At 41.5% G+C, this 22,955-nt stretch carries 24 protein-coding genes, 2 riboswitches and 1 other annotated feature; of the genes, 15 read left to right on the top strand and 9 right to left on the bottom strand.

Annotated features, from left to right (window positions below):
- Positions 1-123: 123 nt before the first annotated feature.
- Genes NRI27_RS12245 through NRI27_RS12235 form a run of 3 tightly spaced genes read right to left on the bottom strand, consistent with a single transcriptional unit; the run spans position 124 to position 3,180 of the window.
- A complete protein-coding gene (locus tag NRI27_RS12245; protein WP_371390925.1) occupies positions 124-2,331 on the bottom strand; it encodes a histidine kinase dimerization/phospho-acceptor domain-containing protein in 2,208 nt (735 codons plus the stop codon).
- Positions 2,331-2,513 (bottom strand): hypothetical protein, encoded by a 183-nt coding sequence (locus NRI27_RS12240; protein WP_317944968.1) that lies wholly within the window; start codon positions 2,511-2,513, stop codon positions 2,331-2,333. Before NRI27_RS12240 ends, NRI27_RS12245 begins: the two co-directional genes overlap by 1 nt.
- Positions 2,491-3,180: a response regulator transcription factor gene (locus NRI27_RS12235; protein WP_371390924.1), complete on the bottom strand. Its 690-nt coding sequence runs from the start codon at positions 3,178-3,180 to the stop codon at positions 2,491-2,493. The genes NRI27_RS12240 and NRI27_RS12235 overlap by 23 nt, the downstream gene beginning before the upstream one ends.
- A gap of 789 nt (positions 3,181-3,969) precedes the next feature.
- On the opposite strand from NRI27_RS12235, the gene NRI27_RS12230 reads away from it, so the two are divergent.
- The 6 genes from NRI27_RS12230 to NRI27_RS12205 all read left to right on the top strand — a co-directional run bounded on the left by NRI27_RS12230 (position 3,970) and on the right by NRI27_RS12205 (position 10,199).
- Positions 3,970-5,214 carry an MFS transporter gene (locus NRI27_RS12230; RefSeq protein ID WP_371390923.1) on the top strand — a complete coding sequence of 415 codons (1,245 nt, stop codon included), beginning with the start codon at positions 3,970-3,972 and terminating at the stop codon, positions 5,212-5,214.
- A 123-nt stretch (positions 5,215-5,337) separates the two neighbouring features.
- Positions 5,338-5,829: a hypothetical protein gene (locus NRI27_RS12225; protein ID WP_371390922.1), complete on the top strand. Its 492-nt coding sequence runs from the start codon at positions 5,338-5,340 to the stop codon at positions 5,827-5,829.
- A gap of 97 nt (positions 5,830-5,926) precedes the next feature.
- Positions 5,927-6,103 carry a hypothetical protein gene (locus NRI27_RS12220; RefSeq protein WP_317944960.1) on the top strand — a complete coding sequence of 59 codons (177 nt, stop codon included), beginning with the start codon at positions 5,927-5,929 and terminating at the stop codon, positions 6,101-6,103.
- Positions 6,104-6,158: 55 nt separating this feature from the next.
- Positions 6,159-6,418, top strand: a binding site (T-box leader).
- A gap of 55 nt (positions 6,419-6,473) precedes the next feature.
- On the top strand, positions 6,474-8,111 hold the full coding sequence (gene metG / locus NRI27_RS12215) for a methionine--tRNA ligase (RefSeq protein ID WP_371390921.1): 1,638 nt from the start codon (positions 6,474-6,476) through the stop codon (positions 8,109-8,111).
- Positions 8,112-9,075: 964 nt separating this feature from the next.
- Complete coding sequence (locus tag NRI27_RS12210) at positions 9,076-9,969, top strand: CPBP family intramembrane glutamic endopeptidase (protein ID WP_371390920.1); 894 nt, start codon at positions 9,076-9,078, stop codon at positions 9,967-9,969.
- A 23-nt stretch (positions 9,970-9,992) separates the two neighbouring features.
- Positions 9,993-10,199, top strand: a complete 207-nt coding sequence (locus tag NRI27_RS12205; protein WP_371390919.1) for a DUF6366 family protein — start codon at positions 9,993-9,995, stop codon at positions 10,197-10,199.
- 64 nt (positions 10,200-10,263) lie between these two features.
- Here the strand turns inward: NRI27_RS12205 and NRI27_RS12200 are convergent, their stop codons facing one another.
- On the bottom strand, positions 10,264-11,139 hold the full coding sequence (locus tag NRI27_RS12200; protein ID WP_371390918.1) for a DMT family transporter: 876 nt from the start codon (positions 11,137-11,139) through the stop codon (positions 10,264-10,266).
- Positions 11,140-11,918: 779 nt separating this feature from the next.
- Between NRI27_RS12200 and NRI27_RS12195 the strand changes: the two genes are divergently transcribed.
- The 4 genes from NRI27_RS12195 to NRI27_RS12180 all read left to right on the top strand — a co-directional run bounded on the left by NRI27_RS12195 (position 11,919) and on the right by NRI27_RS12180 (position 15,710).
- On the top strand, positions 11,919-13,028 hold the full coding sequence (locus NRI27_RS12195; RefSeq protein ID WP_371390917.1) for a nitric oxide synthase oxygenase: 1,110 nt from the start codon (positions 11,919-11,921) through the stop codon (positions 13,026-13,028).
- 130 nt (positions 13,029-13,158) lie between these two features.
- Positions 13,159-13,203: riboswitch (PreQ1 riboswitch) on the top strand.
- Between the two features lie 6 nt (positions 13,204-13,209).
- A complete protein-coding gene (locus tag NRI27_RS12190; RefSeq protein ID WP_371390916.1) occupies positions 13,210-13,695 on the top strand; it encodes a QueT transporter family protein in 486 nt (161 codons plus the stop codon).
- Between the two features lie 51 nt (positions 13,696-13,746).
- A complete protein-coding gene (locus tag NRI27_RS12185) occupies positions 13,747-13,977 on the top strand; it encodes a helix-turn-helix domain-containing protein (protein ID WP_317944948.1) in 231 nt (76 codons plus the stop codon).
- A 239-nt stretch (positions 13,978-14,216) separates the two neighbouring features.
- Positions 14,217-15,710: a BCCT family transporter gene (locus NRI27_RS12180; RefSeq protein WP_371390915.1), complete on the top strand. Its 1,494-nt coding sequence runs from the start codon at positions 14,217-14,219 to the stop codon at positions 15,708-15,710.
- 65 nt (positions 15,711-15,775) lie between these two features.
- Here NRI27_RS12180 and NRI27_RS12175 read toward each other — a convergent pair whose 3' ends face one another.
- Entirely contained in the window at positions 15,776-16,762 is a 987-nt protein-coding gene (locus NRI27_RS12175; protein ID WP_371391046.1) for a homoserine dehydrogenase, read from the bottom strand.
- A gap of 77 nt (positions 16,763-16,839) precedes the next feature.
- On the bottom strand, positions 16,840-18,141 hold the full coding sequence (locus tag NRI27_RS12170) for an O-acetylhomoserine aminocarboxypropyltransferase/cysteine synthase family protein (RefSeq protein ID WP_371390914.1): 1,302 nt from the start codon (positions 18,139-18,141) through the stop codon (positions 16,840-16,842).
- A gap of 120 nt (positions 18,142-18,261) precedes the next feature.
- Positions 18,262-18,377: riboswitch (SAM riboswitch) on the bottom strand.
- A gap of 185 nt (positions 18,378-18,562) precedes the next feature.
- Between NRI27_RS12170 and NRI27_RS12165 the strand changes: the two genes are divergently transcribed.
- Together NRI27_RS12165 and NRI27_RS12160 are read left to right on the top strand one after the other, a co-directional pair.
- Complete coding sequence (locus tag NRI27_RS12165) at positions 18,563-19,186, top strand: glycerol-3-phosphate acyltransferase (RefSeq protein WP_371390913.1); 624 nt, start codon at positions 18,563-18,565, stop codon at positions 19,184-19,186.
- Positions 19,187-19,350: 164 nt separating this feature from the next.
- Positions 19,351-19,728 (top strand): hypothetical protein, encoded by a 378-nt coding sequence (locus NRI27_RS12160; RefSeq protein ID WP_371390912.1) that lies wholly within the window; start codon positions 19,351-19,353, stop codon positions 19,726-19,728.
- Between the two features lie 6 nt (positions 19,729-19,734).
- On the opposite strand, the gene NRI27_RS12155 is transcribed toward NRI27_RS12160, so the two are convergent.
- The 3 genes from NRI27_RS12155 to NRI27_RS12145 all read right to left on the bottom strand — a co-directional run bounded on the left by NRI27_RS12155 (position 19,735) and on the right by NRI27_RS12145 (position 21,344).
- The gene (locus NRI27_RS12155) at positions 19,735-20,136 is read right to left on the bottom strand and encodes a hypothetical protein (protein ID WP_371390911.1); all 402 of its coding nucleotides are present in this window, start codon (positions 20,134-20,136) and stop codon (positions 19,735-19,737) included.
- A 211-nt stretch (positions 20,137-20,347) separates the two neighbouring features.
- Positions 20,348-20,524: a hypothetical protein gene (locus NRI27_RS12150; protein ID WP_371390910.1), complete on the bottom strand. Its 177-nt coding sequence runs from the start codon at positions 20,522-20,524 to the stop codon at positions 20,348-20,350.
- Between the two features lie 322 nt (positions 20,525-20,846).
- Complete coding sequence (locus tag NRI27_RS12145; protein WP_371390909.1) at positions 20,847-21,344, bottom strand: hypothetical protein; 498 nt, start codon at positions 21,342-21,344, stop codon at positions 20,847-20,849.
- Positions 21,345-21,477: 133 nt separating this feature from the next.
- On the opposite strand from NRI27_RS12145, the gene NRI27_RS12140 reads away from it, so the two are divergent.
- From NRI27_RS12140 to NRI27_RS12130, 3 genes are all read left to right on the top strand, one after another.
- Positions 21,478-21,933, top strand: a complete 456-nt coding sequence (locus NRI27_RS12140) for a hypothetical protein (RefSeq protein WP_371390908.1) — start codon at positions 21,478-21,480, stop codon at positions 21,931-21,933.
- A 242-nt stretch (positions 21,934-22,175) separates the two neighbouring features.
- Complete coding sequence (locus NRI27_RS12135; RefSeq protein ID WP_371390907.1) at positions 22,176-22,730, top strand: sigma-70 family RNA polymerase sigma factor; 555 nt, start codon at positions 22,176-22,178, stop codon at positions 22,728-22,730.
- Complete coding sequence (locus NRI27_RS12130; protein ID WP_371390906.1) at positions 22,720-22,875, top strand: YvrJ family protein; 156 nt, start codon at positions 22,720-22,722, stop codon at positions 22,873-22,875. Before NRI27_RS12135 ends, NRI27_RS12130 begins: the two co-directional genes overlap by 11 nt.
- The last annotated feature ends 80 nt before the right edge of the window (positions 22,876-22,955 follow it).

The raw sequence follows: 22,955 nt of genomic DNA, 5'->3' as shown, positions 1-22,955 counted from the left end.
GGGCATAAACCATTTGTCTCGTAGTGTGTACGGTCTTCTTAGGGTGTGTGTAATTTAATTTGTAAAGGTTAAGCAAAAAAATCCGCATGCATGCCAAATTTCCAGGCAATGCACGCGGTTTGTTTATTTCATAGGTACGGTTACGGTCACTTTGAACAGATCGCCGTCCAGTTCAATTTTCATGTTTCCCCCGTGCATATCGACGATCGATTGCGCGATGGCGAGGCCGAGGCCAGAGCCATCAGTATGACGTGATGTGTCGGCACGTTTGAAGCGTTCGAACAGTTCGTCGACGTTTTCGCCTAATTCATATTTCGTAATGTTTTTTACGACAAATTCCGCAACGTCCACTCTTTTTCGAAGCGTGACATACACACGAGTTCCCGGCAATGAGTATTTAATAGCGTTCACGATGAGATTATCGAGTACACGCCACCATCTTTGCCCATCTACATTTGCCATAAGCATGTCATCTGGAATATCTGTCCTAAAATCAAGTCCGGATTGAGCGATATCGTCGGCATGTTCTGCGAGTGCTTGTTGCAATAACTGCGTCAAATCGACACGTTGTTTATGCAACTCCAAATTCCCACTCGCCATTTTGGACACTTCAAATAAATCTTCAATGAGCGTTTTTAACCGTTGCGACTTTTTATCCAAAATATCGACATAGTTTGCACGCTCTTCTGGTGTAATCGATTCATCTTTTAACAGATCGGTATACGTAATAATTGATGTGAGCGGCGTTCGTAAATCATGGCTGACATTTGTAATTAATTCCGTTTTCAGCCGCTCGCTTTTCGCCTGTTCAGTCATCGAGCTCCGTACCCCTTCACGAAGATTGTTTAAATTCTTCGCGTGTTCTGCAAGCGGAGATTTCCCTTCGATTTTAATTTCTTCATTCAACCGACCTGCCGCCATCGCTTCGGTTGCGACTAAAATTTTGTTCAAGTACGCAACTCTTCTTACGAAAATGAAACTTACAGGCAGACCAAGGAAGAGGACGCAGAAACTATAAAGGACAAAAAATACTGGATCAAAGAAAATGCTCAAGAAGCCGACGCCTGCAAGGAAAAAGCCGATGAGCAAGATGAATGTTTGAACGCCAATCGATTTCTTCAAGAACATCGTTTGCAAAGCTTGTAAGAAGCGGATAAAATACATATCCTTTAAGTCGGCTTCTACAGCCCCTTTTTGTTTCCAACGCTCCAGCCCATGAACCAGTTGGAATGCAAGTAAGATCGTTGGGAGCACGCCGAATACAAGGAAGGTTACGGTCCAGCTGCCTAGTCTGCCTAATCGGGGGTATTGAAAAAGATTAAAGAGGCCAGAGGAAGCACTGTCAATATAGAAAAATAGTAGCAATGCTGTCCCTAGCAAACCAATCACTTTAAGATCAATTTTTAAACTTGCATATCTAGCTTCAAAAGCAGTTCCTGTAACCCATTCTTTTTGAAATCTTAAAATAGTGATAAGTGCTATAAGCGCAAGGATGCTTATCAGCCAAAACACATAAAGGCTGAATTTACCTCGTGTAAAATCTTTATACTGGGCATGTAACGAACCACCGCTTTCAACAACTGTCTTTGGCAAAATGACTACCCCTTCAAAAGATTGGACAGGTTTGGCCATTGAAGCCATATTATCTGTACTTACTGCATAACTGCCGTAAGAGGAATACGTTGTCCATTCTGAATCTGGCAGCTGTCCGGGCAAAGAGTTCGCTTTAAAATACCCCTTCGATGCGTTAAATTGTTTTTTATAAATTGCTTGGACAGATACATCCCCTGACGAAAATGTCTCGCCTGTTTCTATGTTTGTTAATTCATATGCAATTGGCAATGAATACGTATCATTTCGCATCTCATGTAAATATTGTTCAAGTGATTGCTCCTTTTCTTTTCGAATTTTCGCTTCGACATGCGCGTTATCTTTAAAGTTGAGCTTAATATCTTCGAGTTTACTATCTCTCTCTTCAATTAATGCTTCGACCACGACTTCATTGGAGGCGCTTTGTGCTTCATCAATTCTGTCTTTGTATTGACCGTGTATATTTTCAACTTGGTCAGATAGGGACCCATATCGGGTACGATGCTCCTCTATTTCACTCTCTGATACTGTAATTCGTTTTTTCGCTTCTTCTATATCCATAACATTTAGTTTAGTCGGACCGATTTTGGAATAAAATTCTCTCATTCCATAACTGACATCGTCAGACTCAGCAAAGTTATGTCCAATTATGTTCGTGCCATGTCTATTTAATGAAAGCATTGAAACAAGAACAATTACGACGAGTGCTGCCCATACAACAAGTGGCAATCTATTTTTCATCAGGCAGTGCCCCCTTTAATGATGCGTGCAAAATACGATACGATTTCTGTGGATCGTTCCCATCCGTCTGCTGCGATGTTTAATAGATGAGGAAAACAATAACCGATACTAATTGTAGCGATACCGATTGCAAAGATGGACATGACGAGTGGCAAACGGCTACTTCTCGATTTTGTACCCAATGCCCCACACCACCTTTACATACCTTGGATTTTTCGGATCTGCTTCGATTTTCTCGCGTATCTTCCGTATATGAACAGCGACAATATTCTCGGCGTTGTACGCTTCTTCATTCCAGACGCGTTCGTATATTTCATTAATTGAAAACACACGCCCCGCATTTTTCATAAGCAATTCTGTAATTTTGTATTCAATCGGCGTCAGTTTTACTGGGGTTCCATCGACCGATAACTCCTTCGCATCTTCATCGAGGACAAGCCCATCAATCTCAATCTTTTTCTGGCCATCATACGTACCTAATTGGACATACCGACGGAGCTGTGATTTAACGCGCGCCATTAATTCCAGCGGATGAAAAGGCTTTGTCACATAATCATCCGCACCAACGGACAAACCATGGATTTTATCGGAGTCCTCCGCCTTCGCACTCAGCATAATAATCGGAATATTTTGCGCTTCCCTGATTTTGAACGTCGCCGTAATCCCATCCATATTCGGCATCATAATGTCGAGGATAAGTAGATGAACGTCATTCGTTTGGAGCAAATCAAGTGCTTCTCTCCCATCCGCCGCCTTCAGCACAGCATATCCTTCATTTTTCAAATAAATTTCAATCCCATCGCGGATCTCTTTATCATCATCCGCCACAAGCACATTGAATTTCGCCATCATCCGCACCTCACTTCACTCTATGCTACCCATTGTATTAGTTAAATCTTAACATTCCTCAAGGGGAATTATGAAGAAATTCTTAAGATGAGTGGTGATGTAGTGGATGAGTGAGCTTTGTCGAAATGTTTGTCTGTTTATCGCCTAATATATGGGTGAGTGGTGATAAATTGCTGATGAGCGGTGATAAAGTCACTACAAGCGGTGTTAAACTATTTCATGAAGATACTAGAGTGAAATAACGGATTAGAAACACTCAAATTGTAGGGAATCGGTGGTAAAGTGTTCAGAATCGGTGGTAAACGGCCGAGTATCGGTGGTAACGAGGCTAGAAACGGTGGTAAACGCGGGAGAATCGGTGGTAAGGTGCTGTAAATCGGTGGTAAACTTTTTGTTTCTTTAAAGTAGAGGCTTTTTCCTGGAAACAATCCATGAACCCCCCTTGAATTGTAGGCAAACGGTGATAAATTCATGGGAATCGGTGATAACTCATCGAGTATCGGTGATAAACTCGGGAGAATCGGTGATAACGCAGCTAGAATCGGTGATAAACTTTTCCGCCAGTTAAATAGGGGCAGAGTCTGAGGGCACGTCATTAAAATCACTCAGAATGAAGGGAATCTGCGGATTATGTCCCAAATCCGCAGACAACTCAACAAGTTACGGTGCTACATTTACTCACAGGAATATAACTTGCACCCCTCACGAAATGTTCACACTTTTTCGTTTTCACTCCCTCTTATTGATTTTACAAAATAGTATAATAGTAGTAGTTTGGGGGAGATGGTTATGGAGCACTCTACAAAGAATTGGTCGGGTTGGCGGTTTCCTGTACTGTTGCTTAGCGCAATGGGATTGTCGACGGTGGGGGATTTTATTTATTTAGTGGCGATTAACTTGCTTGTTTTTCAAATGACGAATTCTGCAACGGCGGTTGCTGGGTTGTGGATTGTCGGTCCAGCAGCGGCTATTTTTACACGATTTTGGGCCGGCAGTGTCATTGATCGGTCAAACAAACGAAGACTGATGATATGGACAGATATTATTCGAGGAATTTTGGTAGCACTTGTTCCGTTCATGAGCTCCGTGTGGGGCGTTTACGTTTTGCTTTGGTTTATTAGCATGGCGAAATCCTTTTTTGCTCCTGCTTCGCTCACGTATACAACGACACTCGTTCCCGAGGAAAAGCGCAAGCGGTTTAATGCATTTTATTCGTTGACGACATCTGGTGCATTCATTATTGGTCCCGCGATCGCAGGCGTTTTATTCCTCATCGGCTCTGTGCATTTTGCGATTTGGATGAATGCGGCGTCCTTCTTCATTTCAGCTCTTATTTTATTATGGTTACCGAACGTGGATGCAAAACAGACAGCTGGGCTGAATCCGTTATCCATTCAAGCGATTGTGCAAGACTTGAAAGCGGTTGTTGTTTTGGGCAAGTCGAGACTGTTGGTAATGGTTGTTCTCGGTGTGTACCTCGTTTTCACGCTCATGACGTTTGCGATGGATGCACAAGAGGTTGTTTTTACACAGCAAGTTGTTGGATTAAGTGAAATTGACTACAGCTTACTTATTAGTATTACCGGCATTGGTGCCTTGGGAGGTGCAGGAGCGGTTGCTTTGTTTGCCAATAAATTATCGATACGCATCCTGTTCGGCGGTGGTTTGTTCATGGTGTCAATCGGGTATTTGCTGTATGCTTTCAGCCAATCTTTTCTAATGATTGCTACTGGATTTATTCTCCTTGGATTTTTCAATGCATTCGCCAACACTGGCTATACGACTTGGTACCAATACCAGATTCCAATTGAATATATGGGCCGTGTGACAAGTTTATACGGTGTCGTCTTAAGCCTTTTTCAAATTTTATTTGTCCTAGGAATGGGTTTGGTCGCGGATCTCATGTCCCTTCGCGTGACGATCATTGCACTAGCATTGTTAAGTTTGGTGAGTGTATGGGCTTTGATTTTTCTAATGGTGCAGCAAAATACAAAACAGGTGTTTACAGATGTCGATCAAACAAAGTTAACGTAAAAATCAATCAAAATAATATGAAAATACACTAAAATAACATAGAGAAAACGAGCTCCTAATGGTATGCTAATAATATACTGGTAGAATCTTCAAATACTGTATATACGGGAGAGATGCATTCCAATGAAAAAATGGTTGTTGCTGTTCGCTACACTATTCTTGGTAGGCTGTGCAGAGGATGAAAAAGAGTTGCCTAAAGAAGCGGAAGTCGATAAGGCAATTAGTTTAAAACCTGTAATTGATGTAAGCATTAATAATTTCGGAGCATGGGCATACTACGACAAGTATTGTTGGGAAGATGCTGAAAAGCAATGTGCTCTCGAACCGACATTACCTTCCGAATTTTTGGAGCGTGAACATGTGAATCATGTTGAACCTGGCGAGACTATTTCTTTCCGCTTCTCGATTCCTTTGGATGATTGGGATTTCCCACAACCGGATTCATTCATCGCTTATATCCAAGATGGTGAGGAAATGAAACCAATCGAAGTGAATGAGAATACTGTCCAAGCACCTGAAACTCCCGGAAAGCATTACATGTCTGTTAAAGCGATATGGGACGGCGAGGTAAAAGGTGAAGCCATTTACACATTTTCACTGTATATAAAAGAGTAATTCCAACGCTAATCAATTCACATTATTAGGATGCCACATTTTCGAATAATCCATTCTAAAATGAACATGCTTTCCCTATAACGGGAGGTGATTGCAGATGGCGAAAGAAAAGAAAAAGAAGATGAAAAAAGGCAATACGTTGGACCGTGAAGAGTTTGGCTATGGTTTTGACATCAGCCCTGATGATTTTGAAGTGATTGGCAAGAACAATCAAGCGAATAAACAGAAGGATACTGAAAAGGATACAGAGAAACACCGTCCACCAACCAATTGATTTTGTCTATTGATTTATTAAAATAAAGTGATTATAATCAAAACAACAACATCTTACAAAGGCTGTGAAAGGGAAAAGTAGGAAGAGGATGTCGCATAGAGAGCTTCTGATGGTGGAAATGAAGCGGACAAATCTTTCGAACATGATCCTTGAGCTTCGCACTGAACACTCTACGGATTAGTAGGCTGCGACGAGAATTGGCGCTTGTTATCTACGTCAAAGTATAACGCTTTTTTAGCGCGTACTTTTGGAGGTAATCAGTGTGAGCTGGTTATAATGTAAGGTGGTACCACGGGCAAAAACCCCGTCCTTATCGATTGTGATCGATAGGGGCGGGGTTTTTTTGTACTTAAAATGAGGAGGAGTTATAATGGCAATTTTTATAGGCGGAGCGTGGCCATATGCGAATGGCTCGTTACATCTCGGACATATCGCAGCGTTGTTACCTGGAGATATTTTAGCGAGATACTATCGGTTAAAAGGGGAGAAAGTGCTGTATGTTTCCGGGAGTGATTGTAACGGTACACCCATTTCGATTCGCGCCAATGCGGAAAATGTATCAGTGAAGGAGATTGCTGACCGTTTCCACACAGAGTTTGTAGTTTCATTTGCGAAGCTCGGCTTTACATACGATATTTACACAAGAACAGATGGAACATTCCACCATCAAATTGTTCGTCACGTATTTTTGAAATTAGTCGATCGGGGGTTAATTTTCAAAAAGGAGACGGAACAAACCTATTGTGAATTTGACGAAAGGTTTCTACCCGATCGCTTTGTTAGAGGGCTTTGTCCGCATTGTGGTCTTAAAGCAAGGGGCGACCAATGTGACCATTGTGGTTCGCTTTTGGATCCATCCGAACTAAGAAACCGTACATGCGCCCTGTGCGGGAATGAACCGACGACGAAGTTAACGGAACACTTTTATTTCAAATTAAGTGATTTTCAACAGCAATTGGAAACGTATGTAGCGAATGCGAAAGTTGAAGACCGCTGGCGAGATAATGCCATTAACCAGTCTGAACGGTATTTGCAGGAAGGGTTACATGACCGTGCGGCTTCAAGGGATTTAGCAAACGGCGTTAACATCCCCGTTCTCGGTTATGAAGGAAAGAAAGTGTATGTATGGATCGAAGCCGTCACGGGCTATTATTCTGCGAGCCGGGAATGGGCAGCGTTGAACCGAACGGATTTAGAGGAGTATTGGAATGAAGACATGGTTTCCTATTATGTGCACGGCAAGGACAATATCCCTTTCCATACGATCATCTGGCCCGCCATCCTTATGGGAATCGACCAGCAACACGCATTGCCGACCCATGTCATTTCCAATGAATATTTGACGCTAGAGAAGCGGAAATTGTCGACGAGCGAAAATTGGGCGGTATGGGTGCCTGACATTCTTGAGCGCTATCATCCTGATTCATTGCGCTACTTTTTGACGGCGAACGCCCCGGAAAACCGTGACGCTGATTTCTCATGGCGGGAGTTCATTTACAGTCACAACGCAGAACTATTAGGAGCGTATGGCAACTTTGTTAATCGATCGTTGAAATTCATTGAGAACTCATTTGCAAGTGTTGTACCGCAAGCCGAAATTGATGTGGCCATGAAGGAAATGATATGTGATCTTTATCCGAAGGTCGGGGAAAAGATTGAAAAGGGGCATTTTAAAGAAGCAATTGAAATAATTTTTGATGGAGTTCGGAAAGCGAATAAATATTTTGATGATGAAAAGCCATGGGTTCAAATTAAGGAAGTTGAAGATGCTTGTCAACAGACGATGGCAACTTGTGTTTACTTAATTGCCAACTTCGCGCAGCTTCTCTCCCCTTTCCTTCCTTTTTCAAGCGAAGATGTGGGCGCGCTATTAAAATTGCAAAAGTTCGAGTGGCAAGAAGTGACTGTTGGTAGTCGTGTATTGCCGCCAGTAAAACCGTTATTTGAACGGATTGACGTCGGACGGATCGATGAAGAATTGGCACGACTGCATAACGGAAAAATTTGATGAAGACTAGCCTCTACTTTTTGAAGTGGAGGTTTTTTTGGGGACTTGTGTAAGTGGATGAATGTGACTGGGGTTCATTTGTACGAATAGTTGGGTTGTGAACGTATGTAAATTCCTTTATTTGGATGAGTGGTGATAAACAGCAGTTGAGCGGTGATAAATTGCCGGTGAGCGGTGATAACACATCGACAAGCGGTGATAAACTCACAACGAGCGGTGATAACTAGTTTTGGCCTGCTAACAGGATGAGATTGCTGAGAATTATCTTCTGGAAGTTGTGAATCGGTGATAAACTCCTCCGAATCGGTGATAAACTGGCTTAAACCGGTGATAACACTCTCCGATTCGGTGATAAACTGGCTCAAACCGGTGATAACGCTCTCTGATTCGGTGATAAATCAAAAACAACAAACTCGGCGCTCCCCCTTTTGGTATGAAAAGGGAGTGGAATGGAGAATCGGTGGTAAGGGTCGTTGAATCGGTGGTAAACTGCCCTGATTCGGTGGTAAAGTCCTTCGAATCGGTGGTAACCTCCTCTGAATCGGTGGTAAAGCCCTCCGAATCGGTGGTAAATCGGTAAATGCCGCAATGGTGCGACTTCATTCCCATGAATAGATGGTTTACACGCGTCTTGAAGTTCCTTTATCTAGATAATCAGTGCTGAACTGGCTCGTTTAAGGATAGCGCCCTCATGAATCGAGGGTCTTTGGGTCAAACGCTGCATTCTTCATTCTAAAGCAACGATCTCACCAAAATAGTTCGTAACCATCTCCTATTCCTCTCCCTCCATAATAACTAATGCAATTTTTGCATATCTTTGAGACAATAAGCGTATATAGGAAAAGGTTGGAAGAGTAGTTGCATAAGCATTACGTTTTTATAGAAAAATTGCGATGAGTAATTACTCGCTTTACAACGCGATTAATCCGCTAACTATAAAATTTTTTACAGGGGGAACATACAATTGTTTAAAAACGATGCAAATCAAGTACGTGCCGGTTGGATACTTTTACTTGCTGCTGTGAGTATGTTTGTTGGACAACAGCTTTTCGCTTTGCCAGGTGTATTTGTCTTACTTTTTACTGATTCATCTTCAATGATGACGGGTTCAGAAGCTGATCTCCTCGCTTCCTTTGACGACTATCCTTGGATTTTCCTTCTTACGCAAGGAGGCGGTACGATTGGCGGCATGCTCGTCACGGTTTTATTATGGAAGTTTTTAAATAAAGGCACTTTACACACACTCGGATTCAGAAGGCCGCTTAAAGACTTAGGTTTCGGCTTGTTGTTAGGAGCCATTTCGATTGTCCTTATTTTTATCATCCTTTCCGCTACTGGGGATGTCACGCTTTTGAATCCTTTTTCCCAACCGGAGTTTTCCGTCTATACCTTGACGTTTCTTCTATTATTCATTCTCGTTGGTTTCTTTGAAGAAATGTTTTTTAGAGGCTATGTGATGAGGACGATGGCTGATCGTGGGAATCCTAAATGGCTGATCTATATCGTTTCAGCTGTTATCTTCAGCTTGGCGCATGGCATGAACCCGAATGTAAGCCTAATAGGGTTACTGAACATTGCATTGGTCGGCGTGTTATTTGCTTATATGTTCGATGTGACGAAAAGTTTGTGGTTACCGATCGGCTATCATATTACATGGAATTATGTGCAAGGAAACGTCTTCGGATTTCCTGTGAGCGGAACGACTCCCCATGGAATCTATTCCATTTCGGTGGAAGGTGGCAATGAATTATTGACAGGAGGAGCGTTTGGTTTAGAAGGCGGCATGTTGGCAACTTTGCTCATTGTGTTAGGTTTTTTAGCGACACGTGTGTATGTAAAAATGAGAGGCGATGCATGACGTATGAACAGGAGGGCTACTAGGTGGATGAAGAGAAGAATCCTGCCGAACAGCGCGAACGCTTGCGACAAAACGAGTTGAAGAACAGTCCCATGAATGCTTTAGGTGACGGGATGCGACAAGGTAATCTTGCTGATCTTGTAGGTGGTGTCAGTTGGAAAACGACCGGCGTACTAATTCTTGTTATAATTGTCGTGCTTGTCTTGGGAGTAGTTTTTGACTGGTATTAATTCTTAATAAACCGCAAACAGCCGATGTTGGAAAAACGGTTGCTTGCGGTTTTTACTGTCTTTATTACCCAACATTCTTTTTCTGCCGACCGCTTAGCGTCAAGACGAGAATTCCCCCTAATAACAAGGCGATTCCTGACCAAGAGACGACCGACAGTTTTTCGCCTACTACAACTACACTAAGAATGGCAGCAGTTAGTGGCTCGGCTAATGACAGTGTAACGGCTGATGAGGAAGGAATGTTTCGCAAACCGATTGAAAAAAGAATATACGCAATGGTCGTCGTAGCAATGCCGAGATAGAGCATCGTTGAAATGCCCGGCACTGTCAATAACCCTTCTGTTTCAAACATAAATAAAAACGGCAACAACATCATGGCGCTCGCTGAGAAAATGACTGCCACAGATGTTATGGCCGCTACTTTTTCCACTACTTGTTTGTTAAACAATGAATAGCATGCGAATAGTAAACCCGCACAAAGCGATAACGTCACGCCTACTGGATGGACGGCCATTCCTTCTTTATTTAAAAAGAGTAAAATACAACCGACAATTGCCATTGCTGTAGCGGTCAACCATACCCGCGTAGGACGCCTTTTGTGAATAAACCATTCGATAAGTCCTGAAAACATCGGCGCACTCCCAATCGCGACAACCGTTCCAATCGCAACGCCCGTTAACCGAATGGACGTAAAAAAGCAGTATTGGAAAATCGCCATCGCCAACGCAGCTGAAAGTGTCGCTTTCCATGGCCAATTGCGAAATTCAATCTTGCGCAAGAGTAGCATTACGATCAGCAGCGTAAACCCACCTACAGCGAGCCTCGACGCACCGACCGCTAATGGGTGAACCGTTTGTGGCATGAATGTCTGAGCTGTACCAGTCGTCCCCCATAGCATCGCGCCAAGCAGGACTGTTATGTAAGCAATGCGTTGCGACAAAGAAATCCCTCCCCTGTTAATTTGAATATAGCATGTTTTCGGCGGAAATGAACCTGTTTTCCATATAATTCATGTCGTTCTTTACGTATTGCAGCTGAGACGATCAAGCAGTCGCTGTTATCCATTGAATACGTCGAGTTATCGATCGAGTTCACAATTTATTCGATTGAATACGGGAAGTTATCGATCAAGTTCACAAAGTTATCGCCATTTCATGACCTTTTTACTAGCACACGCCTGCCCATAAACCTTACTAATGGCAAAGGCATTTTGTGCGCATCATTCAAACGCTCCGCAACTCATCTACTCCCGCGGAAACGACACCTGTAAATACTATTTTCTTGTCGCGCTACATGCACTTGACCAACTAAAGGTTTTTCCGCGCAGCGGATGCTTCTAATCATTTGAGTTCACAATTTATTCGGTTGGATACGAGAAGTTATCGATCAAGTTCACAAAGTTATCGCCAAAAAGGGACCTTTCACCTAGCAAAAGAAGGTCTAGCAACAATAAATTCTTTCAACACCCCCATTACATTCAACGTTATTGATAACTTAACTGCCAAGCTATGTTTCGATGGGAATTTTACGCGTATGCCTAGGCAACCTACATTATCTATACATATTCACATACAATGTATCTGCATTTAATTCCCCCCATTAAACTCCCCAAAGTCCTTCACCTGTTCAACACCATAAATCGTTCATGAATTGTTTACATTGTTGCTGAATGATCCCCTGCTTCCTTATGGTAAGCTGTATGAAAGGAGTTGCAGCACAATGGAACAAACTTCAACAGCTCGTACATTACTAATAGAAGCAACGCAGTTTATTACACAATGTTATGCTGAACTGGGGAAATCAGATGAAGATCGACTCGATCGTTTAGCGGAAATTAAACATGAAATCGATGTAACGGGGACCTATACGCACAAACCGTTTGAATTGGAACACGGTGCGAAAATGGCTTGGCGCAATAGTAATCGCTGCATCGGACGGTTGCTTTGGCACACATTACACATTGTTGATGCGCGTGATGTGGTTTCAGCAGAAGATGCATTTGAAAAACTAGTCGACCACATTGCATATGCAACAAATGATGGGCAAATCCGCTCCACTATTACCGTTTTCCCTCCACGCAAAAATGGGAAAGATCCACTTCGGATTTGGAACCATCAACTGCTTCGGTACGCCGGCTATAAAGATGGAGCGGAACTTATTGGCGATTCAGCGTCCCTTGAACTGACTGAGGTATGTGAAAATCTCGGGTGGCATGGGGAAAAAACACCATTCGATTTACTCCCTCTTGTCATTCAAGCAGACGGAGAAAAAGCGCAATGGTTTTCCATTCCTGAGGAAATTGTAAAAGAAGTACCGATTATCCATCCTGAAATCGAAGGGTTTGCGGCGCTAAATTTGAAATGGTATGCGGTTCCGATCATCTCAAACATGCGGTTAGAAATTGGGGGCATTGATTACCCAATGGCACCGTTTAACGGTTGGTATATGGGAACAGAGATCGGGGCAAGAAATTTGGCGGATGCTGACCGCTACAATATGTTGCCACGTATCGCCGACTTAATGGGACTAGATACGAAGTTAAACCGTTCACTATGGATTGACAAAGCTTTGGTGGAGTTAAATATAGCCGTATTGCACTCTTACCAACAAGCTGGTGTGACGATCATCGACCACCATACAGCTGCAAAGCAATTTAAGCGCTTTGAAGAAAACGAACGAAAAAGTGGACGGGCCGTTACCGGAAACTGGGCATGGCTCATTCCCCCTTTGTCACCGGCCGCCACCCATATTTACCATCAACCTTATTCTAATGAAAAGCAATCACCTAATTATTTTTATCAGCCGGATCCGTTTGGGAGCTACTACTAAATCTCTTCAATAAATAAAAGCTCTCAAAATCGGTCATTCCATACCGATTCACACTGTTTACCACACGTCCATCCATCTATCGCCTGTTGTTTGGACGGGTATAATATGCTACACTGGCATGTAGGCTTTATGCCTCGTGGTTCGTAACCATCCCACGATAAAAAACTAAGGAGAAATGAATATGAAGGTTAAAACGCTTGCAACAAGTGGCATTATCGCTGCATTGTATGTAGCTGTCACGTTTTTGATAGCCCCTTTCGGCTTCACAAACATCCAGTTCCGTTTGTCAGAGATGTTCAACCATCTCGTCGTTTTCAATAAAAAATACATCATTGGGATTGTACTCGGTGTGTTTGTCGCGAACTTATTGTTTTCTGAACTTGGACCAATTGATTTGGTATTCGGTGTCGGACAATCTGTTATCGCGCTATCGATTACAATCTTTTCAGCGAAGTTCATCAGTGGACTTTATAAAAGGATGTTATTTAACACATTGGTGTTCACAGTAACGATGTTCCTCATCGCCTGGGAATTAAACATTGTGTTAGAACTTCCATTTTTACTTACATGGCTTTTCGTTGCAGTTGGGGAATTTGTCGTCATGATGGTCGGCATTCCAGTAATGATTGCGTTAAATAAACGAATCAATCTCGAAAAGTTGATTTGAAGAAGAGGCGGATTTCCGTCTCTTTTTTTATGAAAGAAAGGAGCACTCTCCATGTATATGACAATTGAAGAAACGGCAGATTACTTAGGCATGCCCGTCAGCCAAGTGCAGAAGTATGTTTTGGAAGGGCGTATCAAGGGTATTCACAATGGCAATGAATTTTTAGTGAACCAAGCGCAATTTGAATTGTATTTTAAACAGCTAGAAACAGTCAAACGCCAAATCGCGGAGTATTTAAGTGAACAAATCCCTCCAGACCGAGATATTAAAGACGAAGATTAACGCGAAAAACCCTAGTACCATCGACTCAATTTTTTCATCATTTCCTTCACCTACCCTTCTTGAATAATTACTACCAATTCCGTGTATAACTATTGATGCTATGTTGTTTCATTCGCATGATAAAAAAATAAAATAAAACAATTCCATATATATTCATACACGGAACGCTTTTGCTTTCCTTCAATAGGATTGGTATAGTTTATAGTCGTTTATAAAAACGCAATTGCATAGGGGGAAACATGAGAAAAATCTCAAATGTATTTTACATCACAATCGGTCTTATTATTTTGGCCGTCGGTTACGGGGTGCTTGCATCTGAAAGCTTTGAAACCGTTACTTCAACAATTAAGAACTTTGTAGCCGCTTCATTCGGCTGGTATTACATGATGATTATGTCTGTATTATTGGCACTTAGTCTCTTTTTGATTTTTAGTCCGTTCGGAAAAATCCGTTTGGGCAAAAACACAGATCGTCCTGAATTTTCAACCGTGACGTGGATTGCTATGCTATTTTCTGCCGGGATGGGGATTGGCCTCGTATTTTACGGAGCTGCAGAACCTTTATCACACTATGCAATCAATCCAGCGACGAAGGAACCGAACACGGATGCAGCATTCAAGGAAGCATTGCGTGAATCGTTCTTTCACTGGGGCTTACACGTATGGGCCATGTACGGTATTGTCGCATTGGCACTTGCCTATTTCCAATTTCGAAAAGGCGAACCGGGGTTAGTTTCAGCAACATTGAAGCCGATATTCGGTAAAAAGATGGAAGGCTCTTGGGGTACACTTGTGGATGTACTTGCCGTTTTTGCAACTGCTTTTGGCGTTGCGACAACGCTCGGCTTCGGTGCTGTTCAAATTAACGCAGGACTGAACTATTTGTTTGGATTCGAAATGGGGATCACTTCGCAATTCATCATTATTGCAGTCGTCACTGTATTATTCATCATGTCGGCTTGGACTGGAATTAGTAAAGGAATTAAATACTTGTCCAACACAAATCTTGTTCTAGCAATTGCATTGCTTGTATTTGTGGTCGTTTTAGGACCGACACTACTCATTTTCAACATGTTTACGGATTCCGTCGGTGGTTACTTGACCGATCTCGTGCAAATGAGTTTTCGAACCGCTCCTTTGAATGAAGGCAATCGTGAATGGCTGGATATGTGGACAATTTTCTATTGGGCATGGTGGATTTCGTGGGCTCCATTCGTCAGTATGTTCATCGCCCGGGTATCAAAAGGACGTACAATCCGTGAATTCATGATTGGTGTATTATTGGCTCCGACTTTATTATGTATGATTTGGTTCTCTTCTTTTGGTACGACAGCCATTACTGCACAAAAAGAAGGGATAGCAGACTTATCAAAGTCGTCCATTGAACTTGTTGTATTTGATATGTTTGGTACGATGCCATGGTCCTTCTTCATTTCGTTAATTGCCATCTTGCTCATTGCTTCCTTTTTCGTTACGTCCGCTGACTCAGCGACATTCGTATTAGGTATGCAATCGACATATGGCTCTTTGACACCACCGAATAGTGTAAAAATCATTTGGGGCGTCATCCAATCTTCCATTGCATTGATTTTGCTCTCTGTCAATGGATTGACCGCGTTGCAAAACACAATCATTATTGCAGCGTTGCCATTCTCTTTCATTATCTTGCTAATGGTTGTATCGCTCATTAAAGATATGAATGCAGAATTGAAGCTTTCTAAAACAAAGAAATAATAGCAAAACCGCGTGGAGCCAAGGCCTAAGCCTCTTGCTTTCACGCGGTTTTTTTCACTTTATCGTTAGCTTAGAACAGGAACTGGCTTTAGCTGACGTATTATATGCACAAGATCTGCGACCATGGCGCTGCCGGTAGGATACATCCCTGCTCCTGGACCAATTAACGTCAACTTCCCTAAATAATCCGTTTCGACGATAATCGCATTATCGACGCCATCAATTGCATAAAAAGGATGTTCAGCGTCTAATAGGACTGGACCTACTTTACCTGACAACTTCCCCTCATCGTCAATTCGGATGTCCGCTACGTGACGATAGCGAAGTTCAGCTTTTGAAGCTTCCAACACATCGTCGGTTTGGATATGATCAATCCCAACGACTGACACTTCTTCCCATTCAGGCTGTTCATCAAACGCTAATGAGCTGACAACCATTAATTTATAAAACGCATCAAATCCACTTATATCATCTGTCGGATCTGCTTCAGCAAACCCCTTTTTTTGAGCATGATGAAGGGCTTCTTCAAAAGTAACTCCTTCATCTCGCATCGCAGTCAAGATAAAATTAGATGTCCCATTTAAAATGCCCTGCACCCGATGGACACGATCCCCCGCCAACAGATTTTCGATTGTCCGGATAATTGGAATACCACCAGCCGTTGTCGCTTCGAAACCGACTTGTACGTCTCTGAATTCTGCGTGTTTCAATAAAGCTGGGCCATGTTTGGCAAACATCTTTTTATTAGCCGTAATGATATGGATTCCCTTTTCAATCGCCTGCGACAAATACGTGTACGCCGGCTCTTCATCCACAATTGCCTCAAAAATGATATCGATTTCTGGATCGTTCAAGATGTCGTCAATCGAATATGTTACGAGGACACTCGGAGCGACCGCCCTGTTCTTTGTAACGTCTCTTACTAAAATAGAAGCAATTTCAATCGTATAGCCTGTATGTTGTTTCAATTGCTGCCTTTTTTCGTTTACGATCTTATAAACGCCTTCTCCGACAGTTCCGAAGCCGATTATAGCGGCTTTTATTGACGGTATGCCGCCACCTCCCTATAATCTTTCGCTGCTGTAGCCTCTTTTCCTTGTCATGTACTAAAGAAAAGGAGACCTCCCCCTTATCGCTGCGTCACAGGTACCGCTTTTGCAATTGCCTGTTCAAGATCAGCAATAATGTCTTCAGGTGATTCAAGACCAACCGATAGGCGAATCAACTCTTCAGGCACACCTGAATTTTTCAAGTCCTCTGCAGAGAGTTGCTGATGCGTCGTAGAAGCCGGATGGATAATGAGAGACTTTGCATCACCCACATTCGCCACATGAGACCAAAGGGTAATGTTGTCAATCACTTTACGACCTGCTTCACGCCCGCCTTTGATGCCGAAAACAATAATTGAGCCGAAGAATCCATTCTTCAAGTATTTCTTCGCATTCTCATGTGTCGGATGGTTTTCAAGGCCTGCATATGTCACCCATTCAACAGACGGATGAGCCTGTAAGAACGCGGCAACTTTTTGCGCATTTTCGTTATGACGCGGAATTCTTAAGTGCAAAGTTTCTAGACCTTGCAGGAAGTTGAATGCACTATCCGCATCTAAGCAAGGGCCGAAATCACGTAACAATTGCACACGAAGCTTTGTCGCAAACGCTGCAGTTGCTGCATCAATACCATAACGTAGACCATTGTAAGTACCATCTGGTTCTGTGAAACCTGGGAACTTGCCTCGTGTCCAGTCGAATTTCCCTGCATCTACGACGACACCACCAATTGTTGTACCATGTCCTCCAATCCATTTTGTCGCAGAATGAATGACTACGTCTGCACCAAATTCGATTGGATTTGATCCGTATGGGGATGCAAATGTGTTATCAATGAGGAACGGTATTTCGTTTTCATGGGCAATGTTAGCGACCGCTTCAATGTCGAGCACCTGTAGGCTCGGATTTCCAATTGTTTCAGCAAAAATGGCTTTCGTTTTATCCGAAATGGCCGCGCGGAAGTTCTCAGGATCCGCAGCGTCAACAAATTTCACAGTAATTCCGTAACGAGGGAGTGTCACGGCGAATAAATTATACGTACCACCATATAAATTGCTTGCTGCAACAATTTCATCTCCTGCACCTGCAATATTTAAAATGGAAAATGCAATAGCTGCCATTCCTGAAGAGAGCGCAACTGCAGCAGTGCCTCCTTCGAGTAACGCGACGCGTTCTTCAAAAACAGAGACCGTCGGATTTGTAATGCGCGTGTAAATATTGCCTGCTTCTTGCAAGCCAAAAAGGTTTTGGGCGTGTTCAGTATCGCGGAAAACAAAAGCGGTTGTACGGTGAATCGGCACTGCGCGTGAACCTGTGTGAGGATCCGGCTTTTGGCCACCGTGTAAAAGAAGAGTTTCAGGTTGAAGTGAGTTGTTCGTCATTGTCATTACCTCCAAAAGTTTTTTTAAGATGAATGAGTTCGATGCGGAGGCGATGGGGTTTTAGGAATAAAAAAATAACCCCTTTCGCTAAGAAGAGGGTTACGCTTACGCTTATTCCTCCCCTTATCTTTCAGTCCGTTCGCACGAATCTGTAGGAAGTAGCACCTTTGCAAGTTCATCACTTGCCGGTTGCCGGGCATCGCAGGGCCTAGTCCCTCCGCCGCTCTTGATAAGAGTATGGGTATTCAGTTTTTCATCTTGTGCTACAGTATAGGCTTCTTTTTTTTCAATGTCAAGTAGTTTTATAGAATTTTTCTGAACCTTGTATTTACACTGAGTGTTATGATAGGGGTATGTTATTTTACTAACAACGACTTACCTTTCTAGTGTGTACGTCTATTTTTAATTTGGAGGAATTCCTATGACAATATGGATTATCGGCATCATTCTATTTGGTTACTTGGTTGGCTGCCTACATGGATCGACGGTAGCGCAATGGTTTTCTGGGGTTAATCTAAAAGAATCCGGTGTGAAAAATGCAGGTGCATCGAATGCTACAATCGTATTAGGCAAACGGTTTGGCGCACTTGTCGCAATTATTGATATCGGCAAAGGAATTTTTGCAATCCTTGCCGTGCGCTTTATTGCCGAGCGTGTAGGTTTTTCAGTTGAGTCATTAACTGCCCTATTATTTTTGGTAAGTGTGGCAGTCGTTTTCGGCCACAATTTTCCGTTTCATATGAAATTCAATGGCGGGAAAGGGACTGCTACCATTATCGGAGTGTTATTTGCTCTTGACTGGCGCTTCGGTCTTGCAGGACTTCTTTTATTTATAATCTTTGCATTGCTCACAGACATTCTTGTGTTTGGCGTCCTGATGCTGTACGGAACATTTCTCGCTGCTGCCATCTGGATGGTCGGTGTTTGGCCAATTGTAATCGCTATTGCCCTTTTCGTGATGGCTATTTGGAAGCACGGAGAAAACATTCAACGGATACGTAATGGAACCGAACCAAGGATTCGTGCGGTTTTCAAGAAGAAGTGAGCAATCCTTAAATATAAAAACCCGTATGAAGACAAGTATCACGAACTTGTTTTCATACGGGTTTATATTATTTTTTAATAAAATCAAACGAGAAATTCCAGTGAGTTCATCGTTTAAGATATTCTTTTAACTCTTTTTCGATGTCTTAAGCGAGTACTGCACCAGTGGCTATTGGTATGAAGATCAATGAGCAAGTCGTTCCTTATGGGGCAGGTGAATGGGATACTCTTCTTGATGGCTCTCTTTACGTTTCAACAACTGGTACTAGTACACCAACAGTTACTTCAGGAGGCGGGGATCTTCGGGTTTGTATAGGCGGTGTTGACGCAGGTAATACAATAAACTTCTCAGTTGTAAAAGCGTCTACGAAGCAAATAATTGTCCATTTATTTGATGTAAACACTGGTTCTACAGAATCTGAATATAAGTGTTTGCCTAAATTTGATGTAAGACCTTATGTTGATAGTAATGGAAAGTTTGATTTATATGTTACAGCAAAAGGGAGATACAGTGACGTAATTCGTATAGTGATAGAGGATTGAGAAAGGTTAATTGTCTCCTGAAATTTGTACATCAACGGTAAATGGATTAAAATTATTGTTCTTGGAAGCAATATTTACAATGTCTTGGATGTCTTTTATGACTTTTTCATCTATTTGATTTATGTTTTTCAAATAAACAGCGATAATTTGTTTATCGGGAGAATCTACTAAAAAACCAAGCGAGCTGGTAGGGTCATAGCCTTTTTCGCTTATAGCTTGTAAAACCTCAGAAGCAAAGCCTGTGTTCTGCAGTTTGTCTGAAAATTCATTAGCGTAGACTTGCTTAAGTTCATTTTGGGAAGACTGGACAGCTAAAGGAGATTCACTTTTTACAAAAAACGTGATTAATATTACTCCTATTATTCCTAAAACGAGCATTGATGATTTGACCAAAAGGGGTTTTGTCATGAGATGCCTCCTTGAAAGTGATGGTAAATAATATGCTAAACCAAAAGAAAAAAACCATTTTTTTAAAAAATGGGGTTTTTCTCCGTTAAGCGTCCCTACTAAGAAGGGGGGCAACGCAAGTCGTACTTTTTATCGTAGGAGCCTTTTTTGAGGATGGTTCATTCTGTTAGTTTTGCAAGTTAAATAGAGTAATCAACTGTAGAAGATAAATTCAGACTCTTTTCAGATATACCTCAGCCAAATCAATTCGACCGCTGCCATGGCCAAGATAATTCTGGATCTGGTCCATCGCTGCTGAAACTTCTCGATACAACGGACGTTCCTCCTGCGTTACGAGGTGGTCTTTACGATAACCCGCTTCTCGGTTTTCGACCATCCGTTGAATCATTGCCCGTCCTTCCCGCGGATCAGCTCCCGTACCTGTACCTCATATTTCTTTGTATGGCACTCTTCTATAAGTGCCTTTATGTCTATGTACTTTACTCCTGCCAAACGATCAGACGCAAAGGGGCTAAGACCCTCTCGGCTCACGCCGTTCACCCCAGCCTGCGCCTCCCCTTTGAAACAAAAAAAGAAGTAGCAAATGCCACTTCTTTGGAATTCAATCAACACCTAACATCAAATCCTCGTAGGTCAATTTAAAACCAAAGTGGAGAGTTCTTAAAAAAATAAAAGCGAGCAAAATCTGCTCGCTTTTTCTTTGTTAATATTTAGTCATAATACTCCCATTGTCCATTTGGGAATTGACCAGCAATGAGAAGGTAATCTACCCGAGGTTCATTCCGATCGATGTCATCAAAGTAGTTACCATTAAAATAGTCTGTTCCGTGGAAGCTAAGAGTTGTATATTTTACTTTAATTGCATAAAGACCTCGTCGTTGAATATTACTTCTAATTCGGTCGATGACATAATAGCCACCTCTTAACCCATTTATCGTATCCTGTTTTAAAGTATTGTGCATGTTAACAATCTCGGTAGCAATAGCTACTGCTAATCCATAAAGAGTTCCATACTTAGCGATTTTTGGTATTGTGAAGATTGTAGTAACGAGACCATATTGTGCCAGACCAGAATTTAAAAAAGTTTCAATAGAACTAGCGTTTTGCATGTTCCTATCAATAGCATCTGCCACAAGGTTATTTAAAACTCGCAAAGCATGTAATTGAGCATCTGTGTATGTCGCTGTAATGATTTTTAAATTCGACATAATTATTTCCTCCCTTTTAATTTTAAAATGTTCTTCAGAAGCGCTTCTAGTATATAAAGGGGAGTTCGCGATTTAAAAAACAACCTCTTACGCAAAAAATATTTTATAATGTTAGAAAGGGGAGGGAAAATCATTGAAGAATAAAAGGTATATAATAATTTTATTTACAGCGATTGTACTACTGAGTGCTATTTTTGGGGTTAAATACATTAATAATTTACCTAAAGAAACAACATGGGGAGAAATGCTAACTAAAATATTTAGTAAAAATAATTCAACAGTTATAGGATTAACAATAACAGAGGAAACCCCTGATTCTTACACTGATGTCAAAATAACTGACGAACAAACCATAAAAGATATTTTAGAAGGTCCTGCGAAGACAAAATTAAAAGAGGCAGATGTACATCTGGGACCCGACGCTAGAAAATACCTTGTAATCTTTCGTACAGATACAGGAGGAGATAGCGTTTACATGAATTTGAGTGAAAATCTCATTCATTTTCATGGTAGTGGAATTTCGTATGAAACTGATGATGACAGTGTTTTTGGAGTTATACACGAGGCGTTCATAACAAATAACAATTAAAACAAAGAAGCAGCTAATTCAGTTGCTTTTTTTATATAAAAAATCCAATTCTTTTTTTACAAGTCTTTTTAAAAAAAATAAAATTGATAGAATTTTAATGAGGGGTTGTTTTTTCCTGTCTAAAAACCCCTTTATTAATAAAGAGGTATTTTGGGTATTTGGTGAATTTTCATCGAATATTCATTTTTTTACCCTAATACACGAACATAAGTTTGCTTTCTTGCTGAAAAAGGGGGATGTAGATGGAGAATGTTGCTATTGCTAAAGAAAACAAATTGATAGAAAGCTTTCTATCAGAAAAAGAACATGAAGGTATACACAAAGACTATATAAATGAACCTTCTAAAGAAAATAAGGATAAGTTAGAAAAAGCTTTTAAACAATACTACAAAATTGTAAGAGCTATCTCGTATTTTGAAAAAGTTATTCGTTTTGAATCGAAACACATTGACCGAAGATTACGAACTCATAATCAACGATACCAACTAATCTTGGACAAGCAGGTAGATGTTGATAACGAAAGCAATGTAATTGATTTATTGGTAAGTAAAAACAACGAGAACAACATTCACGAAGAAACAAACTCCACACATCTAGAAGACCACATCCACGATTATAGAATTTTAAATTCCCTAAAAAATTTAACAGAACGGCAAAAACAAATATTGTACTTATCTTTTGTTCAAGACCTAATGGATAAAGAAATTTCTAAGGAATTGAACATAAGTCCACAAGCTGTTTCGAAGTCGAAAAATAAAGCATTAAGCAAGGTGAGGAGGTATCTAGATGTGGGATGACTTAACTTTCGTTCAATTAATAGGCAATTTCGGCTTTCCTATTGTTATTACAATATATTTGTTACATCGCTTCGAAAGACGCTTAGAAGCCCTAGAAAAAGCCATAGGCGAGCTTTCTAAAAACATATCGACTATAAAGAAGTGATTATTAGCAGCGAGGTGAGACTACTATGCAATACACCGACAAAGATATAGAATTCATCATCAACAAATTGGAACCGAAAT

This window comes from Sporosarcina sp. OR05 (genome assembly GCF_041414805.1).
In the GTDB taxonomy this organism is placed as follows: Bacteria; Bacillota; Bacilli; order Bacillales_A; family Planococcaceae; genus Sporosarcina; species Sporosarcina saromensis.
The sequence above is the reverse complement of the archived record's forward strand: the minus strand, read 5'-3'. Positions and strand labels throughout refer to the sequence as shown.